This is a genomic window from Plantibacter cousiniae (nom. nud.) (assembly GCF_977070315.1).
Window position 1 is genome coordinate 168882 of record NZ_CDRVEU010000004.1, and the last position, 12319, is coordinate 181200.

General features: G+C 61.9%; 12 protein-coding genes. 8 read left to right on the forward strand and 4 right to left on the reverse strand.

The window, feature by feature from the left end; translation table 11 throughout:
- Positions 1-2 precede the first annotated feature (2 nt).
- The 7 genes from ACW55A_RS10710 to rarD all read left to right on the forward strand — a co-directional run bounded on the left by ACW55A_RS10710 (position 3) and on the right by rarD (position 6461).
- Positions 3-1115 carry a fatty acid desaturase family protein gene (locus ACW55A_RS10710; protein ID WP_455808158.1) on the forward strand — a complete coding sequence of 371 codons (1113 nt, stop codon included), beginning with the start codon at positions 3-5 and terminating at the stop codon, positions 1113-1115.
- The gene (gene mtnP, locus ACW55A_RS10715) at positions 1112-2017 is read left to right on the forward strand and encodes an S-methyl-5'-thioadenosine phosphorylase (protein WP_455808159.1); all 906 of its coding nucleotides are present in this window, start codon (positions 1112-1114) and stop codon (positions 2015-2017) included. Before ACW55A_RS10710 ends, mtnP begins: the two co-directional genes overlap by 4 nt.
- Positions 2014-2610, forward strand: a complete 597-nt coding sequence (gene nudK, locus ACW55A_RS10720) for a GDP-mannose pyrophosphatase NudK (protein WP_004410962.1) — start codon at positions 2014-2016, stop codon at positions 2608-2610. Before mtnP ends, nudK begins: the two co-directional genes overlap by 4 nt.
- Positions 2611-2618: 8 nt before the next feature.
- On the forward strand, positions 2619-3533 hold the full coding sequence (locus tag ACW55A_RS10725) for an ABC transporter substrate-binding protein (RefSeq protein WP_455808160.1): 915 nt from the start codon (positions 2619-2621) through the stop codon (positions 3531-3533).
- Positions 3530-4750: an MFS transporter gene (locus ACW55A_RS10730; RefSeq protein ID WP_455808161.1), complete on the forward strand. Its 1221-nt coding sequence runs from the start codon at positions 3530-3532 to the stop codon at positions 4748-4750. The genes ACW55A_RS10725 and ACW55A_RS10730 overlap by 4 nt, the downstream gene beginning before the upstream one ends.
- A 6-nt stretch (positions 4751-4756) precedes the next feature.
- On the forward strand, positions 4757-5413 hold the full coding sequence (locus ACW55A_RS10735; RefSeq protein WP_498811288.1) for an HAD family hydrolase: 657 nt from the start codon (positions 4757-4759) through the stop codon (positions 5411-5413).
- A gap of 163 nt (positions 5414-5576) precedes the next feature.
- Positions 5577-6461, forward strand: a complete 885-nt coding sequence (gene rarD, locus ACW55A_RS10740; protein ID WP_498811287.1) for an EamA family transporter RarD — start codon at positions 5577-5579, stop codon at positions 6459-6461.
- A gap of 3 nt (positions 6462-6464) precedes the next feature.
- Here the strand turns inward: rarD and zapE are convergent, their stop codons facing one another.
- The gene (gene zapE / locus ACW55A_RS10745; protein WP_498811286.1) at positions 6465-7580 is read right to left on the reverse strand and encodes a cell division protein ZapE; all 1116 of its coding nucleotides are present in this window, start codon (positions 7578-7580) and stop codon (positions 6465-6467) included.
- A gap of 87 nt (positions 7581-7667) precedes the next feature.
- A complete protein-coding gene (locus tag ACW55A_RS10750; protein ID WP_003370343.1) occupies positions 7668-9113 on the reverse strand; it encodes a SulP family inorganic anion transporter in 1446 nt (481 codons plus the stop codon).
- A gap of 144 nt (positions 9114-9257) precedes the next feature.
- Between ACW55A_RS10750 and ampC the strand changes: the two genes are divergently transcribed.
- Positions 9258-10415: a class C beta-lactamase gene (ampC, locus tag ACW55A_RS10755; protein WP_003370341.1), complete on the forward strand. Its 1158-nt coding sequence runs from the start codon at positions 9258-9260 to the stop codon at positions 10413-10415.
- Here ampC and ada read toward each other — a convergent pair.
- Positions 10404-11558, reverse strand: a complete 1155-nt coding sequence (ada, locus tag ACW55A_RS10760) for a bifunctional DNA-binding transcriptional regulator/O6-methylguanine-DNA methyltransferase Ada (protein ID WP_499140271.1) — start codon at positions 11556-11558, stop codon at positions 10404-10406. The genes ampC and ada overlap by 12 nt on opposite strands.
- Positions 11559-11579: 21 nt before the next feature.
- Positions 11580-12245 (reverse strand): DNA-3-methyladenine glycosylase family protein, encoded by a 666-nt coding sequence (locus ACW55A_RS10765; protein ID WP_003436229.1) that lies wholly within the window; start codon positions 12243-12245, stop codon positions 11580-11582.
- Positions 12246-12319 lie beyond the last annotated feature (74 nt).

Below are 12319 nucleotides of genomic sequence, written 5' to 3' on the forward strand. Positions count from 1 at the left end.
GCATGGCCACATCGCACATTGTTCTGTCTGGCCTGATCGCCACTGCATTGGCCTTGCGTGCGATCGTTGCCTTTTACTACCGCGACAAGCAGCGCATATTGCGATTGCTGCGCCTGATACCCCGGCTACCGGACCGCAAGGAGCACTACTATCGACCGCTGGATGGCTGGCTCGCGCCGCTGCCGTTCATCTGGACCTGGCTGGATATCGTCGCCGCCGTGCTGCTCGCATCACTCTACTCCTCGCCGCTGGCGTGGCTGATGGTGGTGCTCTGGAGCGGTGGACGGCTGCGTGCGCTGCAGGAGTTTGGCCATAACGCCGTGCATTTTGCGTTGTGCCCGCATCACGATTGGCAGTGGTGGCTGAGCGATATCTTCTATCAGTTTCCAGCGTTCAAACGTGACATGCGCAGCCGACACCAGACCCACACGCTGGAACACCATCGCAACCCCAATCATCCGGATCTCGACCCCAACCGCGCACGGGTGCATGCCGGTGGCTACGTGGCCGGCATCTCCCCCGGCAAATTCTACTGGCTGCTGCTCTATCCGCTGACGCCCCAGGGGGCCCGGGTCAATCTGAGCACCATGGCGCGCAACAGTCTGCTGAATCACTCGCGCCTGACCACGGTGGTTCGCGTCGTATGTCTGCTGGCGGTCACCGCGCTGCTCTACTGGGCAGGCGGCTGGAAAGGCGTGCTGTTTGGCTGGCTGGTTCCGTTGCTGACGTCGTATCCGGTGTTTGCCTGGGTGTCACTGCTCACCGAGCACCGCTGGTTTGTCGAAGGAACGTCCAGGGACCGACGCGATCTCGAATACCTGGCAGGCCGACCCACCGATTATTTCGGCATCACCGGGTGGCTGATCCGCGTGTTCATCGCGCCGACGTCCGACGCCTACCACCTGGCGCACTCGCTGTACCCCGGCGTGCGCTGGAACTACCTGCCAGCAATTGACCGGCACCTGAAAATCCATGAGCCACGCTACAGCAACAACGCCAGTGAAGGCCTGCTGCTGCGACGCGGCAGCGCACCCACTGCGCTATCCGAACTGTATGAGCGTCTGGTGACCACCGGACATCCAGAAACCACCTTGAAAACCAGAGGCAGCGTATGAATACCCCGGCACATCAGCACATTCAACGTATCGGCATCATCGGCGGCAGTGGCCTTCAACAGTTGCCCGGTTTGAAAGACATACAGCTTGTCGAGTGCGAAACGGCGTTCGGCAAACCCTCTTCTCCGGTCACGCTGGGTACCCTCAACGACGTGCCGGTGGCGTTCGTGCAGCGCCACGGTGTGGGCCATACCATCCCGCCCGCGTTCATCAATGTGCGCGCCAATATTGCCGCGCTGCGCAGTGTCGGCTGCACTCAACTGTTGTCGGTGAGTGCCGTGGGCAGCCTGAGCCACGATGCACCGCCGGGCAGCTTCGTGCTGATCGACCAGTTCATCGATCGCACGATCAAGCGTGACAAGACGTTCTTCGGGCCGGGGCTGGTCGGTCACGTGCCGTTTGGCGACCCGGTGTGCGGGCGCATGCGTTCGGTGTTGGCCGGCGCGGCAGAAGCCGCCGACGTGCAGGCCCGCAACGGCGGCACCTACGTGGTCATGGAAGGGCCGCAGTTTTCGACACGCGCCGAGTCCAGCCTCTATCGCCAATGGGGTGGCACCGTGATCGGCATGACCGCCATGCCGGAAGCCAAGCTGGCACGCGAAGCGGAGCTTTGCTACGCGATGATTGCCATCCCCACTGACTTCGACTGCTGGCACGAGTCCCATGAACAGGTCAACGCGACGCTGGTCGCCCAGCGAATGGCTGATACGGTCGCACTGACCCGCCGTCTGGTCACCGAAGCCGTGACGCGACTGGGTGAACATCAGGGTACCTGCTCATCCGGATGTGATCACGCGCTGGACACCGCCGTCATGACCGCCCCCGAGCATCGCGACCCGGAAATGATCGCGCGCCTGCTGACGGTTGCCCCCAACGCCACTCACCTGGGAGCGAAAGCATGAACAATCCGGGCACCACTCAGGACCGAGTGCGTATCAAGAAAGTCGAAGTGCTCTCGGACAACTGGTACGTACTGCGCAAGACCACCTATGACTTTCAGGGGCGCAACGGCGCCTGGCGCACCCTGACCCGGGAAACCTACGACCGCGGCAACGGTGCAACCATCCTGCTCTACAGCAAGCTGAAGCAGACGGTGGTCCTGACCCGGCAATTCCGCTTTCCGGCCTTCGTCAACGAGCACGACGGCATGCTGGTCGAAACCTGCGCCGGGTTGCTGGATCGCGACGATCCGCAAACCTGTATCCGCAAGGAGACCGAGGAAGAAACCGGTTATCGCATCCAGGAGGTGCGCAAGGTCTTCGAAGCGTTCATGAGTCCTGGGTCGGTGACCGAGCGGCTGTACTTTTTCGTCGGCGAATATTTTGATGAAAACAAGCTGAGCGACGGCGGTGGTCTGGAAGCGGAAGGCGAAGAAATCGAGGTTCTCGAGCTGCCGCTGGACGAAGCGCTGGCCATGATAGACACCGGGGCAATCTGCGACGGCAAGACCATCATGCTGCTACAGTACGCCAAGCTGCATGGATTGCTGGATTGAGGCCGGGCATGGATGAACTTATCGCTATCAGCTCGATGGAAAATGCCGAACTGGCCGAGTTCGTGGCAGGCATCAGCGAGCATATTGGTGTACCGGTGCGCCTCTCGCGCTGGTCCACATCAGAATTGATCGAGCGCGTGATCGACGGCAAGGCAGGCGACTGGGATCTGCTGTTGGGAACGGCGGCCACCGCCCTGCTCGATCCCGCACTGAACTCACAGTTGCTGACGCTGGACGCGCTTGATTGCTCGACCCTGCCCGCGCAGGCGATTGCCGTCGACCGACGCTGGTTCAGCCCGTCAGGCTTTGTCCCGGCCTTTTGTTATGACCCGCACGTGCTCGCTGCCCACGGCCTCACGCCCCCTCTGTCCTGGGACGCACTGTGCGCACCTGCGTGGGTCCATCGCATCGCCTTGCCGGATCCGGGACGCTCGGGCGCAGGCTATCTGCACCTGAGCGCGCTGCTCGAAGAGTACGGCGAGCAGGCCTGGGACAGGCTCGCTCACATTGCACAACTGCGGCCATCGATCAGCGGGTCGTCCACAGCCCCGATAGAGGCGGTGATCGAGGGAAATGCGCTGGTCGGCGTGACGGTGTCCACTGCTGCCACTCGCGCAGCGGCGCAGCGCGGTTCCCTGCACTGGTGCGTGCCCGATGATGCACGTCGCTACGAGCTCGAAGTGTTCGGCTGTCGCGCCGGTTCGCCGCGTGCGACACAGGCGCTGCAGGCACTTGGCTGGATGCTTTCGCCGGGCGCTGCTGCCATCAGCCGACGCTATGGCAAGGTCGTGATCGGTGGCGTGTCGAGCGATACATTGGCAGCGGCCGACCTCAAGACGCTGGATGCCATCAAGGCCAGCCACACCAAGGCCGCCCGTTGCGCACGCTGGCATTCACTGTTCGACACAAAGGCTGGCCTATGACCGAAATGGCCCACAACCAATCGATGCAGTCGCCCTCTGCCCCGGCAAGAACGGAGCGACGGCCGTGGGGGATTTACCTGATGTTCGGCCTGTTCGGGGCCCAGCAAGGCATGCTCGGACCGCTGATGCCGTTTCTGCGTGCCGAGTTCAATCTTGATCTGCGCTGGACTGGCCTGCACTTCGCCGCATACGCTTCGGGGCTGGTACTGATCGGAGTGCCCTATCGCTGGCTGGAGGGCCGGGCACTGGCAATCGGCATCGGTCGTATCGCCATAGGTTCTATCGTGCTGGCCAGCGGACTGTTTTCGATCGCCGGAGGTTTGACCATGACACTGCCGGGCAGCGTACTGATGGGCTTCTCGGGAGGTCTGGTCATGGCTGTCGGACAGGCCATGCTCGGCAGACTGTATGGTCGGCAGGCTGCCGCCAAACTGGTGGAAGCTCACATCGTAGCGGGCCTCTGTGTACTGGGCGGCGCGCTGCTGGTGGGCGCAGCGACAGCCATCGGGCTGTCGTGGCGCATGGCTCCGCTGATGGTCAGTAGCTGGGCGCTGATCATGTTCTGCCTGCCGCTGACCATCCATAAGTCCGGGGCCGGCCACAACGCCTCATCGCAAAGGCTCGATACCCCGCGCTTGCAGTGCCTGACCCGGCTCAGTCTGTGGGCTCTGGTGATACTCGGGATCTCGGCGGAATGGGGCGTGGGGTTCTGGGGCGCGGAGTACATCAAGACCCATGTACAGACCAGCGCGTCGGTCGCAGCGACGCTGATGAGCCTGTACTTTGCCGGCACCGTCTGCGGGCGACTGGTCAGCAGCTATGCGCTGCGCCGGGTCTCACCGTTTACATTGCTGACCCTGGTGATATTCAGCGCCATTGCCACGCTGCTGGTGCTGTCGTTCGTACAAGGCGTCATCGGCACAGCGATCCTTACGTTCGTGCTCGGAGCATGCCTGGGCAATTTCTTTCCGCTGATTCTTGGCTCGGCCATGCGTATTGCGCCACAGGCCAGCTCGACGCTCAGTACCCAGGCATCACAGGCGGTCGGTGTGGCGCTGCTGCTGGCGCCGTTTCTGCTCGGGCTGCTGTCCGAACGAATCGGGGTCGAGGCCGCCTTCAGCCTGCTGATCGTCTATCCCCTTCTCATGTTGCCGCTGGTCCCCGCCCTGCGTGGTGCCTGGTCTGCCGGCAACGCTACCGCCCCCTCAAAGGAGTAGGAATCGATGGCCCTTCGCGCGCTGTTGTTCGATCTGGACGGAACGCTTATCGACACCGATGAACTGCATTTGAACGCCTATAACCAGCTGCTCGCACGCTGGGACCGTTCGATGGACATCGGTTATTACAAGGCCCATGTCATGGGCTTCCCGGATGACATGATTTTTGGCGGCCTGTTTCCCGACATTCCGGCGGTGCAATACGCCAGTCTGGCGGCGGAGAAAGAGGCCATGTTTCGCGCTCAACTGGGTGAGACGATCCCGGTGGCGGGCGTGTTGCGTATCCTGGATCACGCACGGGAAACCGGCCTGCGCACCGCCGTGGTGACCAATGCGCCCCGCGAAAACGCCATGGCCATGCTGACCGGCCTGGGCATTGTCGACCGGTTCGAAACCATTGTGATCGGCGGTGAGCTGGCGCGTGGCAAACCGCATCCGATGCCTTATCTCACGGCCCTGGAACTGCTCGGTGTGACGGCCGATCAGGCGCTTGCCTTCGAGGACTCGCTGGCGGGCGTACAGTCGGCGAGCGCCGCCGGGATCCATACCTTCGGCATGCTGTCGGGGCTGGATGAAGCTCAGCTTCGGGCGGCCGGCGCCCGGGACATCATTCGCGACTTCAACGGTGATGCGCTCTGGCGACACCTTGAATCGCCCTCCTGACGCGCCCGTTATCGGTCAGGTACAGGGTGCCATTCGTGCGCCCTGCGCCTGACGAACGTTGCGCCTGCAAATCCGAGCTTTTTGCGACCTTGCACACTAAACTAGCCTCCGCGCGCACCAGACAGGTGCGCAATCTGTCGAATCAGCTGTCGCGGAGGCCGTTGTGTACAAAGGTGTGGTGCTGTCGGTCCTGGCGTCAACGCTGTTTGGGGTTATGTATTTTTATACGTCACTGATGACCCCGCTCGACGGTGAAGAGATCTTCGGCTGGCGCATGCTGCTCACCGTGCCATGCGCAACGCTGTTCATGCTGGTCAGCGGTGACTGGCGGCGAGTCCGCGAAGTGGCTGTCCGGCTCAGGCAGCAACCGCTGCTGATCTTCGCGCTGCTGCTGTCTTCGGTGCTGCTCGGTGCGCAGTTGCTGATCTTCATGTGGGCACCGTTGCACGGGCGCAGTCTGGAGGTATCGCTGGGCTATTTTCTGCTGCCGCTGAGCATGATTCTCACTGGCCGCGTGGTATACGGCGAGCACCTCTCCTACCTGCAGAAAGTCGCTGCGGTGTTTGCCATGATCGGCGTGGCGCATGAGCTGTGGAGGCTGGGCAGTTTCTCTTGGGAAACCCTGCTGGTCGCGGGCGGCTATCCCCTTTACTTCGTGCTGCGTCGCAAGCTCAGGACCGATCACCTCGGCGGGCTCTGGTTCGACATGCTGCTGATGCTGCCCATCGGACTGTGGTTCATCGCCAACGGCCATCCTCAGGCCATTCAACAGGCACCGCTGTTGTACCTGCTGATTCCGCTGCTCGGGGTGATCAGTGCCTCGGCGCTGGTCAGCTACATCCTTTCCAGCCGCCTGCTGCCGTTCAGCCTGTTCGGGCTGCTCAGTTATGTCGAGCCGGTGCTGCTGGTCGGCGTCGCCCTGCTGCTCGGCGAGAGCATCGGTCGCGAGGAATGGCTGACCTACCTGCCGATCTGGATGGCCGTCGTGGTACTGATGATCGAAGGCGCCAAGCATATGCTGGCCCAGCGACGCCGGGATGCGAGCTGAGCGTCAAGACTCGGTGAAACGCTCCAACTGCATTTCCTGAAGTCGACTGAGGGTGCGCCGGAAGGCAAACGACAGATAGCCCTCGGTGTACAGCTCGTCCATCGGCACCGGCGCTTCGACATACAGCGAAATGCGCCGGTCATAGCACTCATCGACCAGCGCGATGAAGCGTCGCACGCCATCATCGTTGGGCGACAACTGCGGCAGCTCGCGATCGCCTGCGCTCACCTGCTCGACGCCATCCTCGGTGCCGCGGGCGATTTTCGCTTCGCGCTGTGCTGCCCCCAGCAGCGGCACCTCGCTGAGCAGAATCACCGAAAAGCGATCGCACAGGGCGATGAAATCCATGGCCGCCAGCGGCTGTTCGCAAAGGTCGCGGTAACGGCACCACACGGCGGTGTCGGAATGCTGAACCACGTTGATGCTGCGATAACCGAGCATGACCTGCGAGTCGTGAACCGGCTGATCCGCGCTCAACGCTTCGAAGATGCCCTGCAGGGCGCTGGGTCGACCGGCTTCGGCAATCCAGTAGCGCTGATGCAGTTGCCCGGGGTGCAGTCGGTGATCCTCGCCGCCGTCGACCGCCACGACATCCATGTACTTGAGAATGGCCGCAACCGCTGGCAGGAAGCGCTCGCGATTATGGCCGTGACTGTATAACTGCTCCGGTGGCTGGTTGGACGTGCAGACCAGCACCACGCCCTCCTCGAACATGACCTGCAGCAGCCCGCCCAGGATCACTGCGTCGCCAATATCGGTGACGAACAGCTCATCGAAACACATCACCCGCACGTCACGCGCCAGCTCCCTGGCAACCACGGTCAGCGGCTGGGAGGTGCCCATCAACTCGAACATGCGTTTATGCACCCAACGCATGAAGTGATGAAAATGCTGACGCCGGGCCGGTACGCTCAGGCTTTCGAAAAAGCGGTCCATCAGCCAGGTTTTGCCACGCCCGACCGGCCCCCACAGATAAACGCCCCGGGCCCGACCTCGAGCGTCGGCCAGCCCCTCGTAACACACCTGCAATTGCCGGGCGGCCTGCAACTGCGCCTGATCGGGTTGAAAACCACGCTGGACGGCACGTTCGTAGGCTTGCAGAGGAGAGACAGCATCCATCAGGCACACACCCTTCGCTATCGGAGAAAAGACATCCAGCCTATACGAGGCTGCGCCGCGCAACGCAACTCATCAGCTCAACTCAACTCAGGCATGCTGCACGCCGGCACGCTTGAGCAGTCGCTTGCAGCGCTCGGACAGGTGGACCACACGCAGATGCTTGCCCGCCTTGGCGTAGCGTTCGCGCAGGGTTTTGAGCGCAGCGATGGCCGAGTAATCGACAAAGCTCAGGTGGCGGCAATCCAGTGTCACCTGCGCCGGGTCTTCGGCCGGGTTGAACTGGTCGAGAAACGGTGTGGTCGAGGCGAAGAACAGCGTGCCATGCAGGTGGTAGACCTTGCTGCCGTCGGCTTCGACATGGCTGTCGGCGTACAGCTCACGAGCCTGCTGCCAGGCGAAGTTGATCGCCGCGATAATGATCCCGAACAGCACTGCAGTGGCCAGATCAGTCAGCACCGTGACCACCGTCACGGCAATGATCGCCAGCACATCGTTGACCGGCACCTTGCGCAGCACACGCAGCGAGGCCCAGGCGAAAGTCTGTTGAGCGACCACGAACATCACCCCGACCAACGCCGCCAATGGAATGCGCTCGATCAACGGTGAGAGGAACAGCACGAACATCAGGATCATCAAACCTGCAACCACGCCCGACAGACGACCACGGCCGCCAGAACTCAGGTTGATGACGGTCTGGCCGATCATCGCGCAGCCGCCCATGCCGCCGAAGGCACCGGAGACCACGTTGGCAGCGCCCAGCGCTACGCACTCACGATCCGGATAGCCACGGGTTTCGGTGATCTCGTCGGTCAGGTTCAGGGTCAGCAGGGTTTCCAGCAGACCGACCAGCGCCATCAGAATGGCGTAAGGCGCAATGATGCGCAGCGTCTCCAGATTCCACGGGATGTCCGGCATGGCGAATACCGGCAAGCCACCGGCAATGTGCGCCATGTCGCCCAGGGTGCGGGTCGGCAGGCCGAGCAGGTAGACCGCCAGCCCGACGCTGAGGATCGCCACCAGCGCTGGCGGCGCAATGCGGGTCAGGCGTGGCAACAGATAGACAATCGCCATGGTCAGCGCCACCAGCCCGAGCATCACGTACAGCGGCGTACCGCTGAGCCATGACTCACCCACCTTGAAGTGCTCCAGTTGCGCCATCGCGATGACGATTGCCAGGCCGTTGACGAAGCCCAGCATCACCGGATACGGCACCAGTCGCACCAGTTTGCCGAGCCGCAGCAAGCCGAACAGGATCATGATCAGGCCACCCAGCAATACGGTCGCCAGTAAATACTGCACACCCTGCTGCACCACCAGCGCGACGATCACCACCGCCATGGAACCGGCCGCGCCGGACACCATGCCCGGACGCCCGCCGAACAGCGCAGTCAGGGTACAGATGATGAACGCACCGTAGAGCCCCATCAGCGGATTGAGATGAGCCACCAGCGCAAAGGCGATGCACTCGGGCACCAATGCAAAAGATGTGGTGAGGCCTGCCAGGACTTCGGCACGTATACGGATCGTTTTCATGGGTTACCTGAGCGGCGCTCCGTGGAAGAAGCGCAAAAAAGTGGGCATATTACGCAAACCTTTGACGACCGACCACCACGGAGGGGCTCCCAGGAAGGCTCTCTGATGATCGGCCCATGCCCCAAAACAACAAGGAATAACCCAATGCAATGGAATGGAACGCTGCTCTGCACAGGACTTCTGCTGGCCAGTGCGGTGGCTGTTGCAGACGACGACACCGTGGCTGTCGACGCATTCGTGCAGGCAGAAGCCAGCAAAGTGATGCAGGAAAATCATATCGCGGGCCTGTCGATCGCCGTCACTCACCAGGGCAAACAGCAGTTCTACGCCTACGGCGTCGCGTCAAAAGCCACTGGCCAGCCAGTCACCCGCGATACGCTGTTTGAACTTGGCTCGATCAGCAAGACCTTCACCGCCACCCTCGCTACCTGGGCACAGGCCAATGGGCAGCTGTCGCTGACGCAAAGCATCGACAGCTATATTCCGCAGTTGCAGGCTACGCGACTGGGCAAGGTGCCGGTTTTCCATCTGGGCACTCACACGGCTGGCGGCTTCCCGCTTCAGGTGCCGGATAAAGTGCACAACACCCGTCAGTTAATGGAATATTTCAAGGCGTGGCAGCCCGAATATCTATCCGGCACCCATCGCACCTACGCCAACCCCAGTGTGGGCCTGCTCGGCATGGTTGCGGCGCGCAGCATGAAGCTGCCGTATGAAACAGCCCTGCAGCAGCGGCTGTTTCCGGCGCTGGGTCTGAGTAATACCTATATCAACGTGCCCGATGAAAAACAGGCGCTGTATGCGCAGGGCTACAACAAGCTCGACGAGCCGGTCAGGGTCAATCCAGGTCCGCTGGCGGCGCAAGCCTATGGCGTGAAATCGAGTGCCCGGGACGTACTCCGTTTTATCGAAGCGAACATCAGCCTCGGTCAAAACGACGCCGCACTGCAAAAAGCCCTGCGCGATACAAGGACCGGCTATTTCAAGGTCGGCGGCATGACTCAGGACCTGATCTGGGAACAGTATCCGCTGCCGGTGCGTCTGGAGACGCTGCTTGAGGGCAATGCCAGCGCCATGCTGAACACGGTCAAAGCCGAAATGATCGAGCCGCCGCAGGCAGCGCAATCTTCGGTCTGGGTCAACAAAACCGGATCAACCAACGGTTTCGGTGGCTATGTGGCGTTCATTCCGGAGCAGCAGCTGGGGATTGCCATCCTCGCCAACAAAAACTACCCGAACGAGGAGCGGGTGAAACTGGCCTATCGGATTCTGCAGAAAATGGGCTGCTGCTCAACTCCCTGAAAACAGCCCTGCCTGCTCGGCCGCTTCGAGTTCAAGCAGCTTGCGCTTGCGCTCGACGCCCCAGCGATAGCCCGACAACGATCCATCGCTGCGCACCACCCGGTGACAGGGAATGGCCACCGCAAGCTTGTTCGCACCGCAGGCGTTGGCAACCGCACGGACTGCACTGGGCAGTCCTATCTGCGCCGCGATCTGCGTGTAGGTGGCCGTCGATCCAGCGGGAATGTCCCTGAGCGCCTGCCAGACCCGCTCCTGAAACACCGTGCCGCGGATATCCAGTGGCAGCGCCAGGCCGGTCGCGGGTGATTCGACAAAACCCACGACCTCGGCAACCAGTTGTTCGAACGCTGCGTCTGCACCGATCAGGTTGGCGTTGGGAAACTGGTCCTGGAAAGCTTCGATCAGCGCATGCGGGTCATCACCGAGCGAAATCGCACAGATGCCCTTGCTGCTGGTGGCCACCAGAATCGAACCCAGCGAACTTTCACCCAGGGCGAACCTGATATCGACATTGGCGCCGCCCGCGCGGTATTCAGAAGGTTTCATGCCGAGCATGTTCTGCGAAGCCTCATAGAAACGACTGTTGGAGTTGTAGCCCGCCTCGTACAACGCACGGGTAATGCTTACCGCCTCTGAGAGCTGAGTTTTCACCCGCGAGCGTAACGAGGCGACGCTGTAGGCCCTGGGCGTCAGCCCGGTCAGCCTTTTGAAAATACGGTGGAAATGAAAACCGCTCATCCCGACCTGCTCGGCGAGCTCGGTCAGATTGGGCATCGATTCGGCGGCATCGATCAGTCTGCAGGCTTGGGCAACGACTTCTGCGTGCCTGAGTTGCAGCGCATTCGGGTCGCCGGCATTGCGCAGGGACGGGCGAAACCCGGCAGCCTCGGCGTCGCGCGCACTGTCAAAAAACACCACGTTCTCCGGACGCGGAAGGCGTGTCGGGCTGCAAGGGTTGCAATAGATGCCGGTGGTCAGCACGCCATAAACGAAGTCAGCGCCAGCGTGTGAACGCCGATTGACCAGAATGTCCCAGCGCGGGTCGTCTTCAGTGCGCGGGGCGCGTGCCGGTTGGGTGCGTTCAGTGCTGTCCATGGTCGAGCCTGCCTTGAGTTTCGATAAGCCTGCACCTGTCAGGGCCACCGGGCACTCCGACTCTTGCTTTTAAATTCGAGATGAGCCGTTTTCGCTGAAATCGGCCGGCACTCGCCACAGATACCAGGCAGCAATGGTTCGGTAAGGCGCGAAGCGCTCGGCAAGCCGGGCCATTTGCCGGTGCGACGGTTTGAGTTCCAGAGCATACAGTCGACGGTAGCCTTCGCACACGCCGAAGTCGCTGGCGGGCATCACATCCAGCTGACCGAGCCCGTAAATGAGCATCATCTCCACGGTCCAGCGCCCCACGCCCGGCAGTTGGATCAGGCGTTCGACCAGCGCTTCGTTGCCCATGGCCAGCGCCGCACTGACCTCAGGCACCAGACCGTCCACTCGCGCAGCGGCAATCGCCTTGATCGCCCGGCATTTGGACGCCGAGAACCCACAGGAGCGCAGTGCCTGATCATCCAGCTCGACCAGTGCCTGCGCCCCCGGGAAGCTGTCATCCACAAAAAGCGCACGCAACCTCATGACCATCGCATCGCCTGCCCTGGCATGCAATTGCTGGTAGGCGACGGCCTTGACCAGCGCCTGAAACGGGTCCTGCGCCGCACTGACCGGGTGCAGACAGGGGCCGACCTGGTCAATCAGCGACTGCCATTGCGGATCTATGGACCTGAGCGCAGCGACCGCCTCGGCATGCCTGCGGTCAGCGCTGTCTGATTCTGATGACATGATGATTTCCGGAATAAAGCGGTCAGAGGGGCAACCACGGTTTACAGGGGTGTTGAAAATGATCGCTGATTTCC